The sequence below is a fragment of the Gordonia sp. G4 genome, assembly GCF_057770005.1.
Genome location: NZ_CM173442.1, coordinates 4,158,742 through 4,183,734, shown reverse-complemented (window position 1 = coordinate 4,183,734; position 24,993 = coordinate 4,158,742). Strand labels below are relative to the sequence as shown.

Here is a 24,993-nt window from a genome sequence, read left to right as displayed (position 1 = left end):
CGCGGGCGCGGTGATGGAGCGGAACTGTGTCGTGCGGGAGGTGTGTCCGGACCGGGTCGCCCCGGTCACAGATGTCGGTACACGTCCTGCAGCGTCAATCCCCGCTTGATCATCATCACCTGCAGCCAGTAGACGAGCTGGGAGATCTCCTCGCCGAGCGACTCGTCGGATTCGTGTTCGGCCGCGAGCCAGACCTCACCCGCCTCTTCGATGATCTTCTTGCCCAGGGTGTGCACACCGGAGTCGAGGGCGGCGACGGTACCCGAACCCTCGGGACGGCTCTGCGCCTTGTCGCTGAGTTCGGCGAACAGCTCCTCGAAAGTCTTCACGATTCCTCATTTTTGCATGTCGTGATGCGCGCGAGACCGCCGGTCCATGCGTCGGCCACATCGTCGAGGTCCAACCCGACGAGGGATGTCCGGAAGACCCGCAGCCGACCCGGTTCGACCGGCGCCGCGGACTCGACGACGAGCGTCGGGCATCCGGCGGCCGACGCCGCCTGAGCACCGGTCGGCGAATCCTCCACGGCCAGGCAGTCGGCCGTCGGGACGCCGAGGAGTTCCGCGGCGCGCAGGTAGGGATCGGGCGCGGGTTTGCCCACGGCGACCTCGTCACCGCAGACCGTGGTGGCGAAGCGTCCTCGCCCGATGGTCTCCAGGGCCACCTCGGTGAGCTCCCGCACCGTGTTGGTCACCAGGACCATCGGGATCCCCGCCCCGGCCACCAGGTCCAGCGCTTCGGGCGCGCCGGGACGCCACGGAAGTGCCTGTGCGAACAATTCGGCGACCCGGTCGAGGGTCCACCGCCCGTCGGCATCCGGATCCCGTTCCGCGGCGGAAAGACCGGCCGCGTCGTGCACCTTGGCAAGCGCGTCGGGCAGCGAGTTCCCGAGGGTGGATTCGCGGAGTCGGGGCGACATGACGATGCCGTGCCGCGCGGCCAGCTCGGCCATCGCGACGTCCCAGATCGGTTCGGAGTCGAGCAGGGTCCCATCCATGTCCCACAGCACGGCGGCGGGCAGGCGCGCGCCCGAGGGCGAGGTCGCGGGGACGGACGTACCGACGGGGGCGGGCCGGCTCGGTCGGGCGGTGTCTGTCACCCCTGCATCATCGCAACCCACCGTTCGGTGGGCTCGTCGGCGGGGTAGAACAGCTCGATGGTCAGCTCGTCGAGCGTCACATCTCGCGGTGACCCGAACGTGGTGAGCGTGCTGAAGAACGACAACACCTGGTCGCCGAGTGCGAGCCGGAACGGCACCAGCAGTTCCGCCCGGTCCCGGGGTTCGGCACGCTCGCGCGCGAGGCGACCGTCGAGTGCCGCGACGGACGGGTACGCCGACACCTCGCGTTCCAGGTCGGCCAGGCGCTGGTCCCCGGTGATCCGCGCCATCCGCCGAAGCAGGTCGAGCAGGTAGGTCGCCCATTCGTCGAAGTTGTGCGTCCGCTGCGCGAACCCGTCCGGATGAAGGGAGACCCGGAACAGATTGACCGGACCCGATCGCAGGTCACGCGGGAGCATGTCGAGAAGCGTGAGGGCGGTGTCGTTGGCCAGGACGACGTTCCAGGTCCGGTCGAGCGCCATGCCCACGTTCGGGTTGTGGGCGTCGAGCAATCTCTGCACCGACGAGCGCACGCGCGCCATGGCATCCGCGTCCAGTGGTTTCTCGCTGTAGCGGGGTGCGTGACCCGCGGCGAGAAGGAGCGAATTGCGTTCTCGCAAAGGGACGTCGAGGCGTTCGGCGAGCGCCTCGAGCAGCGCCGGGCTGGGCCGTGACCTGCCGGTCTCCACGAAGCTGAGATGGCGGGGTGAGACGCCGACCTCGTAGGCGAGATCCAGCTGACTCAGCGAGCGACGAGAGCGCCACTGCCGCAGCATGCTTCCCACCTCGACGGCCATGTGCGTCATGGTAGGTCCCGGGTGGGACCGTGACGACTACCTCACGGGTAGCGGTCGTGATCCGGCGTTCAGGACCGCAGACAGGACTCGATCAATGCCAGCGAGTGTCCGATGGTCTTGGCCAGGACTTCCTCGGGTTCGCCGTCGAACACCTCACGCGACGCACTGACCCGGCCGCGGTGGTCCAGACCGAACCACACCGTGCCCGGCGCAGCCTCGTCCGGTTCGGGTCCGGCTTCGCCGGTCACCGCGACGACGAGATCGGCGTCGAAGAGGCGGGCGGTCGTCGCCACCATCGCGCGCGCCGCCGTCTCGCTCACCACCGGCCCCTCGGGCACGTCGAGCAGGCTGTACTTGACGTCCTTGTGATAGGCGACGACGCCACCGCGGAACCACGTACCCGCATTCGGCGCCTTGCTCAGCTCCGTCGCCAGATTGCCACCGGTCAGCGATTCTGCGACCGCGATCCGCACACCGGCCTCCATCGCGGCGTCGGCCACGCGCCGGCAGGTCTCCGAGAAATCACTCACATCGGACATGTGTCGCTCCCTTCGCGTCGGCGTCGATCACCGATGGTTCGTATCCATTCGACGGCGGCCTGAAACGACTACCTGGTAGGTGGTGGTGCCGACGGCGTCGGGCTGCGATCTCGAGGACAGGACCCGCCCCCACAACGACCCTGAGTCCGCGCGTCATATCTCACGCCGTCCAGATGCCCGACGTGGACTCGAACCGGTCGCGGGTACGTACCGCTGTCCGGGCCGCCCAGGCGCCGGTGGCGAGGTAGGCCAGCGCCGTGACGGCCACGCCGCACAGGGTCACCACCACCCAGAAGGGACGCGCGTTCGACGCCAGTTCGTCGGCCACCGCGCCCGCCGTTCCCGAGAACGCGATGGCCCCCGAGACCGCCACGCCCAGCGCGGTACCCACCTGGCGACCGGTGGACGCCATCGCGGAGGCGAGACCGGCCTGGGTCTGCGGCATTCCCGAGACCGCGGCGTTCGTGATGGGCGCGTTGACCAGTCCGAACCCGATGCCGAACACGAGGTAGGCCGCGCCGAGGTGGATGAACGCGGTGTCGGGGCCGACGCCGAGGAGCAGCAACCCGCCCGCCGCCATCCCGACTCCACCCGCGGACAGCGGCGTCCTCGCGCCCCGGGCGGCCACGAGACGCCCGGAGACGGGTGCACAGCACGCGGAGGCGACCGCCATCGGCAGCAGCATCAGACCTGCCCCGAGCGGGGTGAGTCCCCGGACTTCCTGCAGGTAGAGGGTGTTGAGGAAGAGAAACCCCCCGGTGGCCGCGAACGCGATCACCGCGCAGACGACAGCGATGCCGAACGGCGCACTGCCGAAGAACCGGGGGTCCAGGAGAGGTTCCTCGCGTCGGGACTCGTACCAGACGACGATCACCGACGAACATGCGGCGACCACGAAACAACCGACGATGGCGCCGGACGTCCAGCCCAGGACGTGGCCCTCGATGATCCCGAAGGTCAGGGTCGACAGCAGGACGAAGATCAGCAGCTGACCCACCACGTCGGTCCGCCGACCGCGCGGCGCCCTCGACTCCCGGATGTACCGCCTGCTCAGGACGACGGCGAGAACGCACACCGGAACGTTGAGCACGAAGATCGCCTGCCAGCCCAGACCGGACACCAGTGCCCCGCCGACGACCGGGCCGAAGGCCAGACTCGCCCCGAATGCGCCTCCCCACAGCCCTATTGCGCGAGCGCGCGCTCGCGGCTCGGTGAACACGGCGGTGACGATCGACAGCGCCACCGGATTCAGCATCGATCCCCCGACCGCCTGTACCGCGCGGGCGGCGATGAGGACCTCCGGTGTCGGCGACACCGCGCAGAACACGGAGCCGGTCCCGAAGATCACCAGGCCGACCCCGAAGATGCGCCTGCGTCCGAGCCGGTCTCCGGTGGTGCCGCCGAGGATGAGCAGGCTCGCGACCACCAGCGTGTAGGAGTCGACCACCCATTGCAGCTGCGACGGCGTGGCGTCGAGATCGGCACGGATCGACGGAAGTGCCACGTTGACCGCGGAGGTGTCGAGTCCGACGAGGAACATGCTCAGACAGCAGACGACCAGGATCACGCGTGGACGTCCGGTCGTGGACATGGGGCCAATCTAGAACGATCCCCGCGGTGCGGGCGTCAGCTCGACGAGGATCCACCCTCGCGGAACGACACCCACGATCTGCCGGGATCGTCGTAGTCTGGGCCCACGCGTCGTCGCCCAGGGAGAAAGCCGAGGTCCCATGTCGAAGATCCTGGTGTTCGGACACCGCAACCCCGACACCGACGCCATCGGGGCCGCGATCGGCCTCGCCGGCCTCGAAGCCGCGCTGGGCAGTGACGTCGAAGCCGTGGCCCTGGGCCATCCGAGCCTCGAAACCGCCTTCGCGCTGGAGCATTTCGGCCTCGACGCACCGCGTGTGATCGAGACCGCCGCGCCGTCGGACGTCATGCTCGTCGATCACAACGAACGACAGCAGAGTGTCGCCGACATCGCCGACGTCACCGTGCTGAAGGTCATCGACCACCATCGGATCGCCAACTTCGAGACGGCGGCGCCGCTGTACGTTCGCGTCGAGCCCGTCGGGTGCACCTGCACGATCCTCACCCGGATGTATGCGGAGAACGGCGTCGAGATCCCCCGCCCGGAGGCGGGCATCATGCTCTCGGCCATCATCTCCGACACCCTGCTGTTCAATTCGCCCACCTGCACCGACGCTGATCGTGCGGCTGCGGCGGAGCTCGCCGCGATCGCCGGTGTCGACGTCGATGAGTACGGCGACGCACTGCTCCGCGCGGGCACCGCACTCGGTGACGAGCCGGCGTCGGCGATCATCGGCCGGGACTCCAAGAGCTTCGCGATGGGACCGAAGACGGTGCGGGTCTCGCAGCTCACCACCGTCGACTCCGCCGAGGTCCTCGACCGGCGCGACGAGTTCTTCGCCGCGATGACCGCCGAGAAGGACGCCGCGGGGTACGACCTGTATCTGCTGCTCATCACCGACGTGATCGCCTGCGACTCCGACCTCCTCGTGGTCGGCGAGCCGGCCGCGGCCGTCGAGCAGGCTCTGGGGGTCTCCGTCATCGACGGTCATGCCTTCGGCAAGGGCATCGTGTCGCGCAAGAAGCAGATCGTGCCGCAGTTGACGGAGGCGCTGGCCGGTTAGGCGCCAGACCGGCGCCTATCCGACGCCCTCGCCGTGCCGGCCCGCCCCACCGGCGAATCTGGTTGCGCCCGCGAGTGTGTCGGCCGCCAGCGAGGCCATGCCGTGGCGCAGTTCATTGGCGATCGCCGCATCGGTGTCCATGCCGTCCTGTTCGAGAACCGACAGCCGGTCCTCACGCATGCACGTCTGCGGAAACGCCGCGATCTCGGTGGCCAGGGCGATCGCGGCCGTCAGCGCCGTCCCGGACGGTACGACGCGGTTGGCGAGCCCGATCGACAGCGCCTCCTGCGCCGGTACCGCCCGGCCGGTCAGCACGAGATCCATCGCCCGGCTCTCCCCGATCAGGCGCGGCAGACGGACCGTGCCGCCGTCGATCAGCGGAACGCCCCAGCGACGGCAGAACACCCCGAAGACGGCGTCGTCGTCGGCCACGCGCAGGTCCGCCCACAACGCGAGCTCGAGCCCGCCCGCCACGGCGTGCCCGGAGACCGCGGCGATCACCGGCTTGGACAACCGCATCCGCGTCGGACCCATCGGACCGTCGCCGTCGGGTGCCACCCGGTTCGGCTCGCCCTCCGAGATCGCCTTGAGATCGGCACCGGCACAGAATGTCCCGCCCTCGCCGTAGAGCACCGCGACGGACACCGAGTCGTCGGCGTCGAACCGGCGGAACGCATCCGCCAGCGCGTCGGCAGTCACCCGGTCGACCGCGTTGCGCCGATCGGGCCGGTCGATCCCGATGATCCGCACCGGCCCCTCGGTCCGCTCCCGAACCGTCATCTCGTGTCCCCGATCAGGTGTTGAAGTACTTGGCCTCCGGATGGTGCAGCACGAACGCGTCGGTCGACTGCTCGGGATGCAACTGCAACTCCTCGGACAGTTCGACGCCGATCCGGCCGGGCTCGAGCAGCTCGATCATCTTGGCCCTGTCCTCGAGGTCGGGGCAGGCACCGTAGCCGAACGAGAAACGCGCACCGCGGTATTCGAGGTCGAAGAAGCCCTGCGCGTTCTCCGGGTCCTCGCTGTCCATCGTGCGGTCGCCGAACGTCAGCTCGCTGCGCACGCGCTGATGCCAGTACTCGGCGAGCGCCTCGGTGAGCTGGACGCCGATGCCGTGCACCTCGAGGTAGTCGCGGTAGGCGTCCTCGGCGAACAGCTTGTTGGCGAAGTCGGCGATCGGCTGTCCCATGGTGACGAGCTGGAACGGCAGCACGTCGACCTTGCCCGCCGCCTTCGCGTCGTCGCGCGACCGGATGAAGTCCGCGATGCACAGGAACCTCGACCGCTGCTGGCGCGGGAACGTGAAGCTGAACCGTACCGGCGCATCCGGTTCCGGCTCGGTGAGCACGTGGACCGTGTCCCCCTCGCTCACCGCCGGGTAGTAGCCGTAGACCACCGCGGCGTGCTGCAGGATGTTCTCGGTCGACAGGCGATCGATCCAGTAGCGCAGGCGCGGACGGCCCTCGGTCTCCACCAGCTCCTCGTACGACGGTCCGTCACCGCCGCGCGCACCGCGGAGTCCCCACTGGCCCAGGAACAGGGCGCGCTCGTCGAGGAGCTGCATGTAGTCCGCGATCGGGACGCCCTTGACGATCCGCGACCCCCAGAACGGCGGCGTCGGGATCTCGTTGTCGGCGGCCACATCCGAGCGGGCCGGCACCTCGACGGGCGTCTCGGCGGCCTTGCGCTTGGCGGCGATGCGCTTGGACCGGTCGTGCCGGGCCTTGCGTTCGGCGGCCTTCTCCGCCGCCGCCTTCGCCTCGGCGCTGTCCGGGTCGGGTCCCCCGCCGCGCTTGGCCGCCATGATGTCGTCCATCAGGCGCAGACCCTCGAAAGCGTCGCGCGCATAGTGCACGTCGCCCTCGTAGGTCTCCGAGAGATCGTTCTCGACGTACGAGCGGGTGAGCGCCGCGCCGCCCAGGAGGACCGGGTACTCGCCGGCGAGACCCCGGGAGTTGATCTCCTGGAGGTTCTCCTTCATCACCACGGTCGACTTCACCAGCAATCCGGACATGCCGATGACGTCGGCCCGCTTGTCCGCGGCGACGTCGAGGATGGTCGCGATCGGCTGCTTGATGCCGATGTTGACGACCTCGTAGCCGTTGTTGGACAGGATGATGTCGACGAGGTTCTTGCCGATGTCGTGCACGTCGCCCTTGACCGTCGCCAGGACGATGCGGCCCTTGCCGTCCTCCCCGGTGGCCTCCATGTGCGGTTCGAGATGTGCCACCGCGGTTTTCATGACCTCGGCGGACTGCAGCACGAACGGCAGCTGCATCTGACCCGATCCGAAGAGCTCGCCGACGGTCTTCATCCCCGACAGCAGTGTGTCGTTGATGATCGACAGCGGCGGCACCTGCGTCATCGCCTCGTCGAGATCGTCGGTGAGCCCGTTGCGCTCGCCGTCGACGATCCGGCGCTCCAGCCGCTCGAACAGCGGCAGCTTGGCGAGTTCCTGGGCCCGCGACTCGCGCGCCGAGGCGGCGGAGACACCCTCGAAGAGCTGCATGAGCTTCTGCAGCGGGTCGTAACCCTCGCGCCGGCGGTCGTAGACGAGATCGAGGGCGACCTCGCGGTGCTCCTCGGGGATCCGGGCCATCGGCAGGATCTTCGACGCGTGCACGATCGCGGTGTCGAGGCCGGCCTGCACGCACTCGTGCAGGAACACCGAATTGAGCACCTGTCGCGCAGCGGGATTGAGTCCGAACGAGATGTTCGAGATGCCCAGCGTGAAGTGCACGTCGGGGTGCGCTTCATGCAGCCGGCGGATGGCCTCGATGGTCTCGATGCCGTCGCGCCGGACCTCCTCCTGACCCGTCGAGATCGGGAAGGTCAGGGTGTCGAGGATGATGTCCTCCTCGGCCAGGCCCCAGTTGCCGGTGATGTCGGCGATGAGCCGCTCGGCCACCCGGACCTTCCAGTCGGCGGTGCGCGCCTGTCCCTCTTCGTCGATGGTGAGCGCAACGACCGCCGCGCCGTGTTCGACGACCAGTTGCATGATCTTGGTGAACCGGGAGTCCGGTCCGTCGCCGTCCTCGTAGTTCACCGAGTTCACCGCGCAGCGCCCGCCCAGCGACTCCAGACCGGCCCGGATGACCTCCGGCTCGGTGGAGTCGAGCATGATCGGCAGCGTCGACGACGTCGCGAATCGACTCGCGAGGGCGGTCATGTCGGCGGCACCGTCGCGGCCCACGTAGTCGACGTTGAGGTCGAGCATGTGGGCGCCGTCGCGGGTCTGGTCCTTCGCGATGTCGAGGCACTTCTGGTAGTCCTCGGCGATCATCGCCTCGCGGAAGGCCTTGGAACCGTTGGTGTTCGTGCGCTCACCGATGACCAAGAAGCTCGCGTCCTGGTCGAAGGGCACCGCGGAGTAGAGCGACGACGTCTCCGACTCGTGCTCCGGGGTACGGGTCGCCGGGGTCACCTCGGCGACCGCCGCCGCGACCTGCCGGATGTGTTCGGGCGTCGTCCCGCAGCAGCCGCCGACGAACTCCAGTCCGAATTCCCCGACGAACTGCGCCATGGCCTGCGCGAGTTCCTCGGGTGTCAGCGGGTACTCGGCACCGTTGGGGCCCAGGACCGGCAGACCGGCGTTCGGCATCACCGACACCGGGATACGGGCGTGCTTGGACAGGTACCGCAGGTGCTCGCTCATCTCCGCCGGACCGGTGGCGCAGTTCAGGCCGATGAGGTCGATCCCGAGGGGCTCCAGCGCGGTCAGCGCGGCGCCGATCTCCGATCCGAGGAGCATCGTGCCGGTCGTCTCGACCGTGACGTGGGTGATGATCGGGATCCGGCGACCCACCCGCTCCATCGCGCGACGGGCGGCCACCACCGCCGACTTGACCTGCAGCAGATCCTGGGAGGTCTCGATCAGGACCGCGTCGGCCCCGCCTTCGAGCATGCCGATGACGCATTCGAGGTAGGCGTCGCGGATGGCCGCGTACGTGGTGTGGCCGAGGCTGGGCAGCTTGGTGCCCGGCCCGATCGATCCGAGTACGAACCGGTCGATGCCGTCGGCCGAAGGACCCATCTCGTCGGCGACGCCGCGCGCGATCGCCGTGCCCTTGTACGACAGTTCACGGATGCGGTCGGCGATGTCGTAATCGCCCAGATTCGACAGGTTGCAACCGAAGGTGTTGGTCTCCACGGCGTCGGCGCCGGCCTCGAAGTAGGCGCGGTGGATGCTCTCGAGGACGTCGGGACGGGTGTCGTTGAGGATCTCGTTGCAACCCTCCAGGCCGCGGAAGTCGTCGAGAGTCAGATCGGCGGCCTGCAGCATGGTGCCCATCGCCCCGTCGCCGATCAGCACCCGGCGCGACATCGACGACAAGAATGTCGTGTCGAAATCGCGAGGATCGGTTCCGGAGTATTCAGGGGACATGGTTGACAGCGTAGTTCGCCCTCTCTGCGTGTTCGGTCGTAGGCTGGATCGGTGAACGCTGAGCAGACGTCGAACCTTCCCCAGCTGCGCAGACCCATTCTGCTCGCGGCCTTCGAGGGATGGAACGACGCCGGGGACGCCGCCAGCAGCGCCGTCGAGCACCTGGCACTCGAATGGGACGCCCGACCCCTCGCCGACATCGACTCCGATGAATACTACGACTTCCAGGTCAATCGCCCCACCGTGAATCAGATCGACGGTGTCACGCGCCGGATCGACTGGCCGACGACGTCCATCTCGTACTGCAGTCCGCGCGGCGCCGACCGCGACATCGTGCTGGTCCGCGGGATCGAACCCAACATGCGGTGGCGGGCGTTCTGCGCGGAGATCGTCGACCTCGCGCAGGAGCTCGGGGTCGAGACCACGGTGATGCTGGGCGCCCTGCTCGCCGACACCCCGCACACCCGCCCGGTGCCGGTGACCGGCGCCGCCTACAGCAGCGAGTCCGCGGCCCGCTACAACCTCGCCGAGAGCCGCTACGAGGGGCCCACCGGCATCACCGGGGTCCTCCAGGACCTCTTCGTCCAGGCGGGCCTGCCGGCCGTGTCGTTCTGGGCGGCGGTCCCCCACTACGTGTCGACGCCGCCGAACCCGAAGGCGACGGTGGCGCTGCTGACCCGGGTCGAGGAGGTCCTCGACATCGAGGTGCCGCTGGGCACGCTCCCCGAACAGGCGGAGGAATGGGAACGTGCGGTCACCGAGATGACCGAGGACGACGAGGAGATCGCCGACTACGTGCGCGGGCTCGAGGAGCGCGGCGACGCCGAGGTCGATCCGGACGAGGTGATGGCGAAGATCGACGGCGACGCCCTTGCCGCCGAGTTCGAGCGCTATCTCAAGCGCCGCGGTCAGGGTCCGTTCGGATCCTGAATCCGGATGCCGGGCGTCAGCCGATCTTCTCGATCGACACCACGGGCGTGGTGATCCGCCAGGTGCGGACGTCGGGATCGTCGGCGGCGCGCACCCAGAACTGCGCGGATTCTCCCAGGCGACAGGACTTCACGCCGAGCAGCGGGATGTCCTCGGAATCACGCCGGAGCCGGCTGACCGTCCAGTCCTCGTTGTCGGTGCCACCGACCCCGGGGGCTCGCAGGAGCGTCATCTCGCTGAAATCCAGCAGATAGGTCGACGTCCGGGTGACGACGGTGTACACCCCGGCGTCGGTCTCTGGTCGGATCTCTTGCACGCGCGTCACGCCAGCACTCTACCCAGACGCCGCCGAGCAGACATCTCGGTGCGCAGCACAGCGCTCCTCAGACGCCGGGCGCCGGTGGGATCCCGAGCAGTGCGTCGACCGCGGCCGCGAGTTCGGCGGGCGCCGTCGTCGACGAACCGATGCCGTTGCGCACGTCCGCGCACCAACCGTCGACTGCGGCAAGCGCTTTGGGGGTGTCGAGGTCGTCGGCGAGGTGCTGGCGGAGGCGCGCGATGACCGGCCCGGCGTCGGGTCCGGTGCGCGCGCCGAGCGCCGCACGCCACCGGGCGAGTCGTTGCACGGCGGTGTCGAGGACCTCGGCGGTCCACATCCGATCACCGCGGTAGTGGTCGGCGAGCAGTGCGAGGCGGATGGCCGCCGGGTCCACCCCGTCGCCGCGCAGCACCGAGACGAACACGAGGTTGCCGCGGCTCTTGGACATCTTCTCGCCGTCGAGGCCGACCATTCCGGTGTGCACGTAGTGCCGGGCGAACCGTCGCGAACCGGTGAGGGCCTCACCGTGCGCGGCGGAGTACTCGTGGTGCGGGTAGATGAGATCGTTGCCGCCGCCCTGGATGTCGAACTCGATCCCGAGCCGGTTCAGCGCGATCGCCGAACACTCGATGTGCCAGCCCGGGCGGCCGGGTCCGAACGGCGACTCCCACGACGGTTCGCCGGGACGTTCGGCGCGCCACAGGAGCGCGTCGAGCGGATCGCGCTTGCCGGGACGATCGGGGTCGCCGCCGCGCTCGGCGAAGAATCGCGCCATCGTCTCGCGGTCGTAGCCCGACTCGTACCCGAACTGTTCGGTGGCGTCGGTGCGGAAGTAGACGTCCGGGAACTCGGCGTCGTCCACGGTGTAGGCGGCACCGGAGGCCAACAGCTTGTCGACGACCTCGACGACCTCGTTGACCGACTCGACCGCGCCGATGTAGTCGCGCGGCGGCAGTACACGCAGGGCGGTCATGTCGTCGCGGAACAGCTGCGTCTCCCGAGCACCGAGGTCGCGCCAGTCGATGCCGTCGCGGTCGGCCCGCTCGAACAACGGGTCGTCGACGTCGGTCACGTTCTGGACGTAGTGGACCTCGTGACCCTGATCGCGCAGCACCCGATTGACCTGATCGAAGGTCACGTAGGTGGCGGCGTGCCCCAGGTGGGTGGCGTCGTAGGGGGTGATGCCGCAGACGTACATGGTCGCCGTCGCCCCGGGCGAGACGGGACGGACCGCACGGTCGGCGGTGTCGTAGAGACGGAGGGCGGGTCCACTGCCCGGAACGGCGGGGAGTTCGAGATCGGGCCACGACTGCATGCGTCCACTGTATTGCCCACGGCGCGCGAGCTGTTCACTCCCCTCGCGCCCGCCGGACCGTACCGCCTCAGGACGTCTCCGGACACCTCAGAACGGCGGCCACGGAATCGGCCGATGGCCGGGCGGATGCGGCATGGTCGCGCTCTCGGCGACCACGATCGCCCGGATCGCCAGCGACTCGACCTCGTCGGGGGTGATGTGTTCGACGAGCTGCGTGCGCAGCGCCGATCCGTCGGTCTCCAGACTCTCGGCGAGCTCGGCGATGTCGGCCACGAGGTGCCCGGGGACCGGCTCCCCCGCCCAGCCCCACAGAACCGTCCGCAGCTTGTCCTCGCTGTGCAGGCAGATCCCGTGATCGATGCCGTAGACGCCGCCGTCGAGCCCCTCCAGCACATGCCCGCCCTTGCGGTCGGCGTTGTTGAGGATCACGTCGAGCACCGACATCCGCTGAAGTCGCGGGTCGTCGGCGTGCACCAGCACGACGGGGTCGCCGTACGGGTCGTAGGCCTGGAGCACGGCGAGGTAGCCGGCGGGTACGGCACCCACCGGGCACAGGTCGACGAGGTCGACCCGCGGTTCGGTCTCCGGGATCGGATGATCGGTGTTGTCGGGTGTCTCGACCCAGCGCTGCACCATCCCGGGCCCGAGCGGGCCGTCGCGGTGCACGGTGGTCGGAATGGTGTCCCAGCCGAGCGCTTCGGAGATCAGGTACGACGCGACCTCCCGTCCGGCGAGGGTGCCGTCGGGGAAGTCCCACAGCGGGACCTCCCCGCGCACCGGCTTGTAGACACAGCGCACGGAGGTCTGCGTGTCGAGCACCGCGTCGCACACGAGCGTCGCATTGCTGGCCGACGGGATCCGGCCGAGGATCGTGAGTTCGCCTTCGCGGAGGACGTGGTCGGCCGCGGGCTCGTCAGTCACGCGCGGAGGGGTCGGCGTCACCGGGCTCGTCGGGGTCGTCGGACTCCCCGGGCGGCGGTGCGCCCCCCTCTTGGCCCAAGGGGTCCTCGTCGACCGCAAGGCCCGGATCGCCCTGTGCAGCAAGGCTGTTGAAGACATCGGGGTCGATGAAGTCGAGGGACTTGCTCAACTCCGCATCCCGCTTGTAGCCGTTGGTCCGGATACACAGGTGGCCCTCGGGGTCGAGCGGTTCGCTGCACAGCGGGCACGGCTGCCGACCCGCCGAGATCACCTTCGACGACCGCGCGGCGAACTCACGGGCGGCCGCGGTGGTCAGGAAGACCCGCACCGCGTCCGGACCCTCGTCGGTGTCGTCGAGCACGACGCTCTCGTCGAACTCCCCCTCCGTGACGGCGAGCAGCTCGACCACCACGGCCTCGGACTCCGCATCCCATCCCAGACCCATCGTGCCGACCCGGAACTCGGCATCGACCGGCATCACCAACGGACTCAGGTCGCCGACCCGGTCGGTCTCCGGCGGGATCGGGGTGCCGAAGCGGCGGTGGATCTCGTCGAGCAGTGCGCCGATCCGGTCCGCCAGGATCTGGACCTGCTGCTTCTCCAGCATCACGCTGATGATGCGGGCCTCGTGGACCGCCTGGAGGTAGAACGTACGGTCACCGGGCTGCCCGATCGTGCCCGCCACGAAGCGGTCCGGGCTCCGGAACACATGGATGGCTCGAGACATCACACCTCCTTCGTCGTCTGGTTCATTATCCCGATGTCGCCGGGATCGTCGCGGTCCCGTTCGGCGACGGCGCGACGTCCGCCCCGGTGTCGCCGCCCACGACCGCGTCGTCGGCGGACCGCTGCCCGTCCTCGGCCGGCGGCGGGGGCTTCGGTATGGACAGGTTCTCGGTGGTGTTCACCGTGTGCACGTACGGCCGCGACGACGCGTACCGGATCACGCTGATCGACGCCGGCTCGACGACGATGCGCTGGAAGGCGTCGAGATGAGTGCCCATGGCGTCGGCGATGATCGACTTGATGACGTCGCCGTGCGAGCAGGCGATCCACACCCCGGAGCCGTCGGGTCCACCATGGATCCGGTCCAGTTCACGGATAGCACGCACGGCCCGGGCCTGGACGTCGGCCAGACCCTCTCCGTCGGGGAACACCGCGGCCGAGGGCTGCTGCTGCACGACCTTCCACAGCGGTTCCTTCAGGAGTTCCGAGATCGACCGACCGGTCCATTCGCCGTAGTCGACCTCCGCGAGATCGTCGACGACGATCTCGGGCGGCGCCTGCCCGTCGGTGCCCAGCGCGGCCAGCAGTGGCGCGACCGTCTCGGCGCACCGGTCGAGCGGCGACCGCGCCACCGCCCGGATGGAGCCGAGATGGTCGCCGAGGCGTCGAACAAGATCGTCGGCCTGGGCGCGCCCGCGGTCGTCGAGATGGACGCCGGCGCTGCGACCGGCGAGCACCCCCGAGGTGTTCGCCGTCGAACGGCCGTGCCGGAGAAGGATCACGGTCATCCCACAACCATAGGCACCGGCCGCGCGGGCCCGCACGGCGCGCGGAGTCCGGCGCGGCGGGCGCGGCGTCATGTCGCCGAGATCACGCCCGTCGACAGCAACACGATCAGCGTCACGCCGAGCACGATGCGGTAGGCGCCGAACCAGTTCATCGAATGCGCGCTGACGAATTTCAGCAGCCAGGCGATCGCGGCATAGCCGACGACGAAGGCGATCAGCGTCGCGACGAGCAGCTGCGCCCCGCTGGCCTGCATGCCCTCTCCGCTGGGGTCGAAGGCGTCGGGGAGGCTGAACAGGCCCGACGCGGTGACCGCGGGGATGGCCAGCAGGAACGAGAAGCGGAACGCGGCTTCACGCTCGAGCCCGAGGAACAGACCCGCACTCGCCGTGGCGCCGGAGCGCGACACCCCCGGGATCAGCGCGAGGCACTGCGCGCCGCCCATCACGAGGCCGTCGCGCAGGGTCAGCTGCTCGAGGTTCCGTTGCTTCTGCCCGTACCGTTCGGCCAGCCAGAACACCCCGGCGAACAGGATGAGCATGATCGCTACGAGCCACAGGTTGCGACCGGTGGTCCGGATCTCGTCTTTGAACAGGTAGCCGATCAGTCCGATCGGGATGGTCGCGAAGATCACATACCAGCCGATCCGATAGTCGACGTTCCGCTCGTCGGCGTGGCGCAGACCCCGGAACCAGGCGGTGACGATGCGGATGATGTCGCGGCCGAAGAACACGAGGACCGCGGCCTCGGTCCCGAGTTGGGTGACCGCGGTGAAGGAGGCGCCGGCGTCCTCGCCGAACATCAGCTCGGAGGCGATCCGGAGATGTCCGGAGGACGAGATCGGCAAGAACTCGGTGAGGCCCTGCAACGCCCCGAGGACGATCGACTGGGTCCACGTCATGGTGTCGGTCACGGCGCCCGATGCTACTTGGGACCGCCCCGGTCGACCCGACTGGCGACACGGCCTCGACCCTCCCGACCGGCGTTCGGATGCGGTCACGCAAGATGGGGACATGTCCTCGCCGCGACCATCCCAGCCCCCTCACCAGTTCCGCACGGGCGTCTCGCGATTGCGCGGTCCGGTCGCCGCGGCGGCGGCACTGGTGATCGGTGTGGGCATGATCACCGCGTGCGGATCCGACGACGGCACGCCGGACGTACCGACCGTGACGCCGGCGACCGCACCCGAGGCGCCGGCGAGTTCGGCGTCGGCGCCCGCCGGCACCGTCGTCCCCGCGCCCGCCGGGGCGCGCGCGCTCGCGACGTCGGGCGGGACCGTCGCCGTCCTCTCGGCCGACGGCAACCAGATCCTCCGCTACGACGCGGGAAACGTGACCGCGCCGCCGCAGACCATCGCCGTCCCGGGCCTCGTCGCCCTGGCTGAGGGTGACGACGGCGGGTATGTCGGCGCCGGCCCAGGTGTGCTCGTCGTCGTCGACGCCGAGGGCCGGGTCCAGACCGGCGATCTCGAGTCCGACCAGCCGACCGCGGTGACGCGCACCCCGACCGGCTTCCTCGTCGTCGGCACGGCGGACGGACGGGTTCTCGTGTACGACCCCGACTTCGCGAAGAAGCACGATGTCGATCGGTTCGTCCGGGTGGACTCGCTGACGGCCGCGCCGGAATCAGCCGGGGAACTCGGCGGGCAGGTCGTCGTGCTGGATCGCGCACAGTCGTCGGTGACCCCCGTCGACCCCGGCTCCGGCGAACTCGGGCCGGCTCTTCGTGCGGGCAACGGGGCGACCAACTCCACCGTGGACGAGTTCGGACGGGTGCTGGTGGCCAACACGCGCGACGGCGAGATCCTCGGCTTCTTCGGATCACCTCTGGTGATGCGCTTTCGCTACCCGGTGGCGGACGGACCGTACGCCGTAGACTACGACGACACCCGGGACCGGCTCTGGGTGTCGACGACCGGCAACAACGAGGTGGTGGCCTATGACCTGGCGGACGGCGAACCCACCGAGGTCCAGCGGTTCGCCTCGGTCGTGCAGCCCGACCGGATCGCGGTCGACGAGTCGGGCACCGTCTACGTGCTCTCCGCGCGCGACGGCGGACTCCAGGTGGTCACCGATGAGCGGGCCGAATGAGTCCTGATAGGTCGGGCACGCGACCCGGACGCACCACGGCACGGCACGGTTCCCGCTATCCGGACGGCTGGGAGGTCACCACGGAGGACGTCGAGTGCGTCCTGTTGCGTCTGCCACCCGATGTGACCCGCGTGACCGCCTCGATGCGCCTGGCCCTCGAAGCCGAGTTCGGCGGCTGGGAACTGTCGCGGGTGCGGCTCTACTCCGACGGCACCCGGAAAGTGCTGCTGAAGCGGCGCCGCCCGCCGCGTGGTTCACGCGGCTCCCACAGCGACGACTCGGCCGACGATCGGTCCCCCGACCAGAACGGCCACGACCCCCGGAGCGCACGCGCATGCTGAAGTCCCGCAATGCCACCGGAGTACTTCCCGTCCTCAACCGGTGGTGCTACCCCCTCCTGCGCTCGATCATGTTCCGCGTCGATCCGGAGCGGATCCACCACATCGTCTTCGCGGTCCTGCGCGTCGTCGGACGGTTTCCGCCGCTGGCGTTCCTGACCGCCAAGCTGCTGGCCCAGCACGACCCGGTCCTGCGCACACGGGTCTTCGGTGTCGACTTCCCCGCCCCGATCGGTCTGGCGGCCGGGTTCGACAAGACGGCCGGTGCGGTGAACACCTGGGGCCAGATCGGATTCGGCTTCGCCGAGATCGGCACGATCACCGGTCAGGGGCAGCCCGGCAATCCGACACCGCGCCTGTTCCGTCTTCCCGCCGACCGTGCGCTGATCAACCGGATGGGCTTCAACAATCCGGGTGCCGAGGAGGCCGCGCAGCACCTGATGGATGTCCGACGGGGGCCGGTCTCGGTGCCCATCGGCGCCAACATCGGCAAGACCAAGGTCGTCCCGGTCGACGACGCGATCGACGACTACCGGCGCTCGGCCGAATTGCTGGGACCCCTGTCGGATTTCGTCGTCGTCAACGTGAGTTCGCCCAACACCCCGGGGCTGCGGGATCTGCAGGCCGTGGACTCGCTGCGGCCCATCTTGACCGCGGTACTCGGTGTGGTTCACGTCCCGGTGCTGCTCAAGATCGCGCCCGATCTCGTCGACGACGACGTCGACGCCGTGGCGGATCTGGCGGTCGAACTCGGCCTGGCCGGAATCGTCGCCACCAACACCACGATCGGTCGTGAGGGTCTGCGCAGTTCGTCGGACGAGGTCCGGGAGATCGGTGCGGGTGGCCTGTCCGGGCCGCCGGTCGCCGCGCGCTCGCTGACCGTCCTGCGCCGGCTCTACAACCGGGTGGGCGGCCGGATCGCGCTCGTCAGTGTCGGCGGCATCGAGACGGTCGACCAGGCCTGGGAACGGATCTGCGCCGGCGCCGACCTCCTGCAGGTCTACACCGGCTTCATCTACGGAGGCCCGGTGTGGTTGACGGAGCTCCACGCCGGCCTCGCACAGCGGGCGCGGGCGGGTGGCTTCGCCTCGATCTCCGACGCGGTCGGTTGCGCGGCGCGCAACCAGCCCTGAGGGTCATCGATGGCCCGGCGGTCTCGCACCACCGGGCCATCGATGGCCGGAGTCAGACGTTCTCGCCGGGCTGTTCGTAGGTACCGACGAGGGTTGCGCGCGCGATCGCGTGGGAGAACAGGTTGAATCCCAGGTACGCGGGCGTCGCGTTCTCCGGCAGACCGAGGGACTCGGTGTCGACGGCGTGCACGACGACGAAGTACCGGTGCGGACCGTGTCCGGGCGGCGGCGCCGCACCGATGTACCGGCGCAGCGAGGCGTCGTTGCTGAGGGTGACCGCGCCCTCGGGCAACCCGGAACCCTCCTCGTCGCCTGCGCCTTCGGGGAGGCTCGTGACCGAGGCGGGGATGTCGGCGACAGCCCAGTGCCAGAACCCGGCGGCGGTGGGAGCGTCGGGGTCGTACACGGTGACGGCGAAACTCTTGGTCTCGGCGGGGAACCCGGACCAGCTCAGCTGCGGCGAGAGGTCCTCGCCACCCGCGCCCATGATCCCGCTCACCTGTCCGTTGGCCAGCGCGGCCCCGTCGGTGAGGCTCTCCGAGGTCAGGGTGAAGCCGGGGAGGCTCGGTAGCGGGGAGTACGGGTCGAATGACGACATGTGTTCACCTTTCTCACGTTTCGCGCGTCGGAAGAGTGCGGGGCATTCTCCGACCGATAGGTCAGGGTCGCCGAAGAAGCCGTGCTGCTCACTCTAGGTGAGGGTTCAGCTGTGCCGCAGAAAGTGCTCGAAGACCTTGGTGCCGAACAGAACCGAGTCGACGGGCACGCGCTCGTCGACGCCGTGGAACAGCGCCGCGAAATCGAGTTCGGGCGGTAGTCGCAACGGCGCGAAGCCGAAGCACCGGATGCCCAGCTTCGCGAACGCCTTGGCGTCGGTGCCGCCGGAGAGCATGTACGGCACCGTCTTTCCCTGCGGGTCGTGTTCGAGGACGGCGGCATTCATCGCCTCGACCAGATCGCCGTCGAAGGTGGTCTCGTAGGAATCGAGATGGGTGATCCACTCGCGCCGCACGTTGGGACCGATGAGTTCGTCGATCTCCTTCTCGAAGGCGGCCTGGCGTCCGGGGAGCACCCGGCAGTCGATGACCGCCTCCGCCTTCTGCGGGATGACATTGGCCTTGTAGCCGGCCTTGAGCATCGTGGGATTGGCGGTGTCGCGGAGCGTCGCGCCGATGATCCGCGCGAGATTGCCCAGTTTGAACAGCGACGTCTCCAGGTCGGGCGCCTCGGGACTCAGGCCCAGGCCCGTTTCCGCGCTGACCTCGGCCAGGAACTGGCTCACCGACTCGGTCATCACCAGAGGGAACCGGTGCCGTCCGATCCGAGCGACCGCCTCGGCGACCTCGGTCACGGCGTTCTCCTCGTGCAGGAACGATCCGTGTCCCGCGCGGGCCTCGGCGGTGAGTCGCATCCACGCGAGGCCCTTCTCGGCCGTCTCGACCAGATAGAGCCGCCGCTGCGTGCCGTCGGGCCGGTCGACGGTGAGTGAGAAGCCGCCGACCTCGCCGACCGCCTCGGTGATGCCCTCGAACAGGTCGGGCCGGTTCTCGACGAGCCAGTGCGAACCCCACGACCCGCCGGCCTCCTCGTCGGCGAGGAAGGCGAACACGAGCTCACGGGGCGGGACGGTGCCGTCCCGTTTGAACTGCCGCGCGAGCGCCAGGGCCATGCCGGCCATGTCCTTCATGTCGACCGCGCCCCGACCCCAGATGTAACCGTCCTTGATGGCCCCGGAGAACGGATGCACACTCCAGTCGGCCGGCTCGGCGGGCACGACGTCGAGGTGGGCGTGGATGAGCAGTGCGCCACGGTCCGAATCCGGAGGTCCGGCGAGCCGCGCGAACACGTTGCCCCGGCCCGGCCGCCCGGATTCGACGTACTGGGTCGTGTAGCCCACCTCCTCGAGCTGCTCGGCCACCCAGCGGGCGCACTCCTCCTCGCCCTTGGTGGTCTCGGGCTCGCCCGTGTTGGAGGTGTCGAAACGGATCAATCGACTGACCAGATCGACCACTTCGTCGGTCGCAGACTGTGTAGACACCCCTCACTCCTACGGGATTTGGGATACACGGGCAACCTCGGTTAGGGTTATCCCGCTGCAGCGAGACGGTCGAAAGATCACCGGCGAGAGATCGCCGGAACACTCACCGCGGCACGCAGGTCCGAGTGGCGGAATGGCAGACGCGCTAGCTTGAGGTGCTAGTGTCCTATTAACGGACGTGGGGGTTCAAGTCCCCCCTCGGACACCACGAGAACAACGAGAAGAACCCCGGCTCACCGCCGGGGTTCTTCTCGTTGTGGGTTGATCGTCTTGCGGGTCAATCGTCCCGCCGCAGCCCTCAGGGCGCGACGGAATCCGCCAGCGCCCCCCAGGCCCGCGAGTACGGCAGGTCGATCGAGTTCTCCACGAACGACCGCAGGATCGCCCGGCGCAGTCGTCGCTGCACCGCCCACTGGCCGTTCGGCTTGGTCTTCACCGTCAATCGCAAGACGACCTGATCCGACGACACCTCCTGGACGCCGAGCATCTCGATCTGTCCGAGAATGTCCGTCGAGTCCTCCTCGATCGCGGTGCGGGCCGCGTCATCGGCCACCTGCTGCGCCTTGTCGATGTCGGCGCCGGGTGCCACCGGGACGTCGACGCGCGCAACCGCGAACTCCTGGCTCATGTTGCCCACGCGGGCGATCTCACCGTTGCGGACGTACCAGAGGGTGCCGTCGATGTCGCGCAGGGTGGTCACACGCAGTCCCACCGACTCCACCTCGCCGACCGCCTCGCCGAGGTCCACGATGTCACCCACGCCGTACTGGTCCTCGAGCAGCATGAACACACCGGTCACGAAGTCGCGCACCAGATTCTGCGCACCGAAACCGATTGCGAGGCCGACGATCCCGGCCGAGGCGATGAACGGTGCGATGTTGACGCCCAGCACGCTGAGCACCGACAGCACGACCCAGACGAGCAAGACGATCGAGACCGTCGATTTCAGTACCGAGCCGATCGTCGCGGCCCGCTGGGCCCGCCGCGCGGCGATCTGCGCGTTGCGTTCGGTGGATGCCGACTTGGAGCGCAGCCCGCGCATGAGGGCCGCACCCCGGCCCGGCTCCCCGCCGGCGGCCCGTGGCCGGGTGGCGCGGTCGATGGAGCGGTGGATGACGAACCGGACGATCAACGCGACGATCACGTAAGCGACGATGCGAGCGGGATTCTCGATCAGCCATTCGCGATTCGTTTCCGTCCATTCGAAGGCAGAGTCCTGAATCGACATGGGTCCGACCGTACGGACGATGACATCGTTGTCCAGTCACCGCGGCACCCCGCCGGCGCGGCAGGGCGGATGTGCGGGATCGGAAACCGTTGTCAGCCTGCGGTGAACGTGACGATGTTCTGATCGAGGATCATCTGATCCTCGTGTGTGCTCTCCGTCACGCCGGGTACGAGCCGCAGCGGCACCCCGGTTCCCTCGGAGACGTCGAAGGCCGCGGTGTCGGCCACCCGCCCGGTGATGGTGAACTCCTCGGTCACACTCGGGACACCCTGGGACCCGAGGAACTCCGGTCCGTTCATGACATGCACATGCAGGTGTGGTGCCACCGAGTTCCCGCTGTTGCCGACCTTGCCGATGACGTCGCCGCGCCGTACGCGATCGCCCGGCGCGAAACGCACCGAACCGGGTTGCATGTGCGCATAGTTCACATAGAAGCCGTCGCCGATGTCGAGAACGAGGTTGTTGCCGTCGGCGTCTGCGATCGCCAGATCCGCGGGAAACGACCCCGGCGTCTGCTCCGGCAGATCGTTGCGACTGGCGACGACCGTGCCGTCGGCCACGGCGAGCACGTCGTCGCCGAAGATCCGATAGCTCGCGGGGTCTTTCGCGTCACCGACGAAGATCCTTCCGTCCGCGTCGGCCTGCTCCCAATCCACCGCGTAGCGCTGGGCGAGGACGGGAGACCCGTTCAGCGGGAGGATCGCGCGGGTGTGCCGGACCGCGTCGCAGCACGCGTCGGCGGCGATGTAGCGTTCGCCGACGAGCGGGGGTCCCAGGACCGGGACGGTCGAGTCGCTCACCGTGACGGGCGCGATGCGTTCGTCGACCTCCCGCATACCCGGCGGTGCCGCGTCGGCGCGCACCGAGACCTCGTGGACGAGTTGCTTCGGCGCTTCCGACGAGAAGACGACATGGAGGAAGAGGACTCCGTTCTGTCCCGGCGCCAGCACCTGCGAGTACTCCTCCGGTGCTCCCGGGGCCGGCGGCACCGACGGTGCGCCGGTGGGCTTGAGCCGGGTGCGGACCCCGTTCTCGTCGAGGACGAGGAGCGGTTCGTCGTCCTCGGTCGCGTCGAGCACCTCCACCCCGACGATCGTCACCGGTGTGCGCATGTAGTTGGTCAGCGAGACCTCGTAGACGAGGTGGTTGTTCCCGTCGGAACCGGCGAACGGCGTCGGGGCGAACATCACCGAACCGACCACCGGTGTGACGACGGGCTCCGATGGTGCGCCGCTCGACGAGGCCGCGGCACTGCCCGAGGAGGCGTCCGGATCCGACGAATCCGTGCCGCACGCGCTCACCAGGAGTATCGCGCCGGCGCCGAGGGCGGCCAGCGCGAGTCGTGTCGAGGCCATCGGCTCCTCCGGGACTCATCAGGCCGACGACCGTTCGTCCCGGCTGCGGTGAGCGTAGGGGCCCGGCGGGGTGGCGCGCCGACCTTCGGGCCGCACCCGGCACAATTGTGTGGTGACCCAGCGCCTGTTCTTCGACTGCGACACCGGAATCGACGACTCGCTCGCGCTGATCTACCTGCTCGCTCGCGCCGATGTCGACCTCGTCGGCGTGGCGTCGACCGCAGGCAACGTGCCCGTCGACGTCGTCACAGCCAACAATCTCTCGTGGCTGGAACTGTGCGGTCGCACCGAGGTACCGGTCCACACCGGTTCGGCCACTCCCCTCGTCGCCGCCCTGATGACCACCGAGGACACGCACGGACCGCTGGGCGTCGGACACGCCGAGCTGCCGGCTCCGACGACGACACCCAGCCATCTCGACGCCGCCGACGCCTGGATCGAGGCCTCGCAGGCACACGACGGCGAACTCGTCGGCCTGGTGACCGGACCGCTCACGTCTCTGGCGACCGCGATCCGACGGGATCCGGGCCTACCGGCTCGTCTGCGGCGTCTGGTCATCATGGGCGGCGCCTTCCACACGCACGGCAACACGACGCCCACCTCGGAGTGGAACGTCGCCGTCGATCCGGAGGCGGCCGCCGAGGTGTTCGCCGCGTTCGGCACCGCGGGCGCCACCGAGCCCATCGTCTGCGCACTCGATATCACCGAGTCGGTCATCCTGACCCCCGACCACGTGGTCCGGCTCGCGGCCGCCGCCGGCAGCACACCCGTCGAGTGCCCCGACCCAACCGACGACCGCGGACTCCGATCGGTCGCCGACAACGAGCTGATCCGGCACCTGGTCGACGCCCTGCGGTTCTACTTCGAATTCCACGACGACCACGACGAGGGCTACATCGCCCACCTCCACGACCCGTTCGCCGCGCTGGTCGCGCTGGCCCCCGACACGGTGCAGACGCGCGCCGCGCGCGTCGACGTCGAACTCGCAGGCACCCTGACCCGGGGCATGACCGTTGCCGACGAACGGTGGATGACCTCGCCGGGACCCAACGCCCGTATCGCGACCTCCGTCGACGTGGACGCCGTGTTCGACGAACTCATCGAGACGATCGGCGCGTTCGCCCGCAGCCGTGCTCCCGAGGTCGTCGGCACCGCCCCGGAGAAGTCCACGGACTAGTCTGGACGGGTGACTCGACTCGGTTACCAGATCCCGAACTTCACCTACCCCGGAGTCGCCGCCGACCAGCTGTTCCCCACCGTGGTCGCGCAGGCACGCGAAGCCGAGGACTCCGGCTTCGACACCGTGTTCGTGATGGACCACTTCTATCAGCTGCCGATGCTGGGCGAGCCCGACGATCCGATGATCGAGTGCTACACCCTTCTCGCGGCTCTTGCCCAGCACACCTCGACGGTGCGCCTGTCGTCGCTGGTCACCGGAAACACCTACCGCAACCCGACCCTGCTCGCGAAGACGATCACGGCACTCGACGTCGTGTCCGGCGGTCGGGCCCAGCTCGGCATCGGCGCGGGATGGTATGAGCTGGAACATGATTCCCTCGGCTACGAGTTCGGGACGTTCACCGACGGGTTCGAGCGTCTCGAGGAGGCGCTGCAGATCATCCTCGGCATGCTCGCCGGGGAGGCACCAAGCCTCGACGGCAAGCGCTACCGGGTCGTGAAAGCCCTCAATGTGCCGGCGCCGCTGTCGAAGATCCCGGTGATGATCGGCGGCGGGGGCGAACGCAAGACGTTGCGGATGGTCGCGCAGTACGCCGACGAATCGAACCTGCTGTGCTTGCCCGCCGACATCCCGCGCAAGCTCGACGCCCTCGCCGAACACTGCGAACGGCTCGGCCGGGACCGCTCGGAGATCACCGTGACCGTACAGACGTCGGCGTGCGTGGCTCCGACCCACGACGAGGCGAATGCCGAGCTGGAGGCCTACCTGCAGCGCACACCGGCGGCCGAGGTGCGCCGCGGGTCGACGATCGTCGGCGACCCCGACGAGGTCGCCGCCCGCTACGCCGACATCCTGGCCACCGGGGTCGACGGCGTCACCGTGAACGCACCCGCCAACGGCCATGTGCCGGGGCGGGTCTCGCTTCTCGGCGAGACGCTCGCGCCGCTGCTTGCCTGACCGCGGCCACCACTACTCCCTGAGGTGCGAGCGAAGCCACCCACTGCTCCCTGAGGTGCGAGCGAAGCGAGCCACGAAGGGTCGTGGTGAGACGAGTCGCCGGACCCTTCGTGGCTCGTCGCTAGCGCTCCTCGCACCTCAGGGAGCGAAGGGGGGTCACGTCTTTCGGACCAGGGAGCGGTGCTCAGCAGGTCTCTCGATCCA

The 24,993-nt window shown here is 69.0% G+C and carries 24 protein-coding genes and 1 tRNA gene; 8 read left to right on the top strand and 17 right to left on the bottom strand.

Features of this window, described 5'->3' with window-relative positions; translation table 11 throughout:
- Window positions 1–65 precede the first annotated feature (65 nt).
- The 5 genes from AC3B5T_RS18840 to AC3B5T_RS18820 all read right to left on the bottom strand — a co-directional run bounded on the left by AC3B5T_RS18840 (window position 66) and on the right by AC3B5T_RS18820 (window position 4,026).
- Window positions 66–329, bottom strand: a complete 264-nt coding sequence (locus tag AC3B5T_RS18840) for a phosphoribosyl-ATP diphosphatase (RefSeq protein ID WP_014926729.1) — start codon at window positions 327–329, stop codon at window positions 66–68.
- Window positions 326–997 carry an HAD family hydrolase gene (locus AC3B5T_RS18835; protein WP_014926728.1) on the bottom strand — a complete coding sequence of 224 codons (672 nt, stop codon included), beginning with the start codon at window positions 995–997 and terminating at the stop codon, window positions 326–328. The genes AC3B5T_RS18840 and AC3B5T_RS18835 overlap by 4 nt, the downstream gene beginning before the upstream one ends.
- Window positions 998–1,095: 98 nt before the next feature.
- The gene (locus tag AC3B5T_RS18830) at window positions 1,096–1,896 is read right to left on the bottom strand and encodes a helix-turn-helix transcriptional regulator (protein WP_055474710.1); all 801 of its coding nucleotides are present in this window, start codon (window positions 1,894–1,896) and stop codon (window positions 1,096–1,098) included.
- Window positions 1,897–1,964: 68 nt separating this feature from the next.
- Window positions 1,965–2,435 carry a CinA family protein gene (locus tag AC3B5T_RS18825; protein ID WP_014926726.1) on the bottom strand — a complete coding sequence of 157 codons (471 nt, stop codon included), beginning with the start codon at window positions 2,433–2,435 and terminating at the stop codon, window positions 1,965–1,967.
- Between the two features lie 160 nt (window positions 2,436–2,595).
- Window positions 2,596–4,026, bottom strand: coding sequence for an MFS transporter (locus tag AC3B5T_RS18820; RefSeq protein WP_055474587.1), 1,431 nt, complete (start codon window positions 4,024–4,026; stop codon window positions 2,596–2,598).
- 139 nt (window positions 4,027–4,165) lie between these two features.
- On the opposite strand from AC3B5T_RS18820, the gene AC3B5T_RS18815 reads away from it, so the two are divergent.
- On the top strand, window positions 4,166–5,089 hold the full coding sequence (locus AC3B5T_RS18815) for a manganese-dependent inorganic pyrophosphatase (protein WP_014926724.1): 924 nt from the start codon (window positions 4,166–4,168) through the stop codon (window positions 5,087–5,089).
- 15 nt (window positions 5,090–5,104) lie between these two features.
- On the opposite strand, the gene AC3B5T_RS18810 is transcribed toward AC3B5T_RS18815, so the two are convergent.
- Window positions 5,105–5,869 (bottom strand): crotonase/enoyl-CoA hydratase family protein, encoded by a 765-nt coding sequence (locus AC3B5T_RS18810; protein ID WP_055474588.1) that lies wholly within the window; start codon window positions 5,867–5,869, stop codon window positions 5,105–5,107.
- A gap of 13 nt (window positions 5,870–5,882) precedes the next feature.
- Entirely contained in the window at window positions 5,883–9,473 is a 3,591-nt protein-coding gene (gene metH, locus AC3B5T_RS18805; protein WP_055474589.1) for a methionine synthase, read from the bottom strand.
- A 51-nt stretch (window positions 9,474–9,524) separates the two neighbouring features.
- On the opposite strand from metH, the gene AC3B5T_RS18800 reads away from it, so the two are divergent.
- Window positions 9,525–10,403 (top strand): PAC2 family protein, encoded by an 879-nt coding sequence (locus tag AC3B5T_RS18800; protein WP_004019089.1) that lies wholly within the window; start codon window positions 9,525–9,527, stop codon window positions 10,401–10,403.
- A 16-nt stretch (window positions 10,404–10,419) separates the two neighbouring features.
- Here AC3B5T_RS18800 and AC3B5T_RS18795 read toward each other — a convergent pair whose 3' ends face one another.
- The 6 genes from AC3B5T_RS18795 to AC3B5T_RS18770 all read right to left on the bottom strand — a co-directional run bounded on the left by AC3B5T_RS18795 (window position 10,420) and on the right by AC3B5T_RS18770 (window position 15,383).
- A complete protein-coding gene (locus tag AC3B5T_RS18795) occupies window positions 10,420–10,728 on the bottom strand; it encodes a hypothetical protein (protein ID WP_010841070.1) in 309 nt (102 codons plus the stop codon).
- Window positions 10,729–10,786: 58 nt separating this feature from the next.
- Window positions 10,787–12,037, bottom strand: a complete 1,251-nt coding sequence (mshC, locus tag AC3B5T_RS18790) for a cysteine--1-D-myo-inosityl 2-amino-2-deoxy-alpha-D-glucopyranoside ligase (protein ID WP_055474590.1) — start codon at window positions 12,035–12,037, stop codon at window positions 10,787–10,789.
- An 87-nt stretch (window positions 12,038–12,124) separates the two neighbouring features.
- Window positions 12,125–12,979 (bottom strand): SCO1664 family protein, encoded by an 855-nt coding sequence (locus AC3B5T_RS18785; RefSeq protein WP_055474591.1) that lies wholly within the window; start codon window positions 12,977–12,979, stop codon window positions 12,125–12,127.
- Window positions 12,951–13,685, bottom strand: coding sequence for a DUF3090 domain-containing protein (locus AC3B5T_RS18780; protein ID WP_035716969.1), 735 nt, complete (start codon window positions 13,683–13,685; stop codon window positions 12,951–12,953). The genes AC3B5T_RS18785 and AC3B5T_RS18780 overlap by 29 nt, the downstream gene beginning before the upstream one ends.
- Window positions 13,686–13,710: 25 nt before the next feature.
- Window positions 13,711–14,472 carry an MSMEG_4193 family putative phosphomutase gene (locus AC3B5T_RS18775; RefSeq protein WP_055474592.1) on the bottom strand — a complete coding sequence of 254 codons (762 nt, stop codon included), beginning with the start codon at window positions 14,470–14,472 and terminating at the stop codon, window positions 13,711–13,713.
- 68 nt (window positions 14,473–14,540) lie between these two features.
- The gene (locus AC3B5T_RS18770; RefSeq protein ID WP_035716968.1) at window positions 14,541–15,383 is read right to left on the bottom strand and encodes an undecaprenyl-diphosphate phosphatase; all 843 of its coding nucleotides are present in this window, start codon (window positions 15,381–15,383) and stop codon (window positions 14,541–14,543) included.
- 100 nt (window positions 15,384–15,483) lie between these two features.
- Here AC3B5T_RS18770 and AC3B5T_RS18765 point away from each other — a divergent pair, with 100 nt between their 5' ends.
- From AC3B5T_RS18765 to AC3B5T_RS18755, 3 genes are read left to right on the top strand one after another with little or no spacing between them, the layout of a single operon-like run.
- Window positions 15,484–16,560, top strand: a complete 1,077-nt coding sequence (locus AC3B5T_RS18765) for a YncE family protein (protein ID WP_231632628.1) — start codon at window positions 15,484–15,486, stop codon at window positions 16,558–16,560.
- Window positions 16,557–16,901: a DUF5703 family protein gene (locus AC3B5T_RS18760; protein ID WP_055474593.1), complete on the top strand. Its 345-nt coding sequence runs from the start codon at window positions 16,557–16,559 to the stop codon at window positions 16,899–16,901. The genes AC3B5T_RS18765 and AC3B5T_RS18760 overlap by 4 nt, the downstream gene beginning before the upstream one ends.
- Window positions 16,895–18,031, top strand: coding sequence for a quinone-dependent dihydroorotate dehydrogenase (locus AC3B5T_RS18755; RefSeq protein ID WP_055474594.1), 1,137 nt, complete (start codon window positions 16,895–16,897; stop codon window positions 18,029–18,031). The genes AC3B5T_RS18760 and AC3B5T_RS18755 overlap by 7 nt, the downstream gene beginning before the upstream one ends.
- Before the next feature lie 52 nt (window positions 18,032–18,083).
- Here the strand turns inward: AC3B5T_RS18755 and AC3B5T_RS18750 are convergent, their stop codons facing one another.
- Window positions 18,084–18,629 (bottom strand): YbhB/YbcL family Raf kinase inhibitor-like protein, encoded by a 546-nt coding sequence (locus AC3B5T_RS18750; protein WP_010841061.1) that lies wholly within the window; start codon window positions 18,627–18,629, stop codon window positions 18,084–18,086.
- 105 nt (window positions 18,630–18,734) lie between these two features.
- Window positions 18,735–20,069: a M20/M25/M40 family metallo-hydrolase gene (locus AC3B5T_RS18745; protein WP_055474595.1), complete on the bottom strand. Its 1,335-nt coding sequence runs from the start codon at window positions 20,067–20,069 to the stop codon at window positions 18,735–18,737.
- 119 nt (window positions 20,070–20,188) lie between these two features.
- On the opposite strand from AC3B5T_RS18745, the gene AC3B5T_RS18740 reads away from it, so the two are divergent.
- Window positions 20,189–20,277, top strand: a tRNA-Leu gene (locus AC3B5T_RS18740).
- 90 nt (window positions 20,278–20,367) lie between these two features.
- Here AC3B5T_RS18740 and AC3B5T_RS18735 read toward each other — a convergent pair.
- Together AC3B5T_RS18735 and AC3B5T_RS18730 are read right to left on the bottom strand one after the other, a co-directional pair.
- Window positions 20,368–21,297 (bottom strand): mechanosensitive ion channel family protein, encoded by a 930-nt coding sequence (locus AC3B5T_RS18735; RefSeq protein ID WP_014926711.1) that lies wholly within the window; start codon window positions 21,295–21,297, stop codon window positions 20,368–20,370.
- A 92-nt stretch (window positions 21,298–21,389) separates the two neighbouring features.
- Complete coding sequence (locus tag AC3B5T_RS18730; protein ID WP_055474596.1) at window positions 21,390–22,652, bottom strand: M23 family metallopeptidase; 1,263 nt, start codon at window positions 22,650–22,652, stop codon at window positions 21,390–21,392.
- Window positions 22,653–22,764: 112 nt separating this feature from the next.
- Here AC3B5T_RS18730 and AC3B5T_RS18725 point away from each other — a divergent pair, with 112 nt between their 5' ends.
- Together AC3B5T_RS18725 and AC3B5T_RS18720 are read left to right on the top strand one after the other, a co-directional pair.
- On the top strand, window positions 22,765–23,829 hold the full coding sequence (locus AC3B5T_RS18725; protein ID WP_044507899.1) for a nucleoside hydrolase: 1,065 nt from the start codon (window positions 22,765–22,767) through the stop codon (window positions 23,827–23,829).
- 9 nt (window positions 23,830–23,838) lie between these two features.
- Window positions 23,839–24,789, top strand: a complete 951-nt coding sequence (locus AC3B5T_RS18720; RefSeq protein ID WP_055474597.1) for an LLM class F420-dependent oxidoreductase — start codon at window positions 23,839–23,841, stop codon at window positions 24,787–24,789.
- Window positions 24,790–24,993 lie beyond the last annotated feature (204 nt).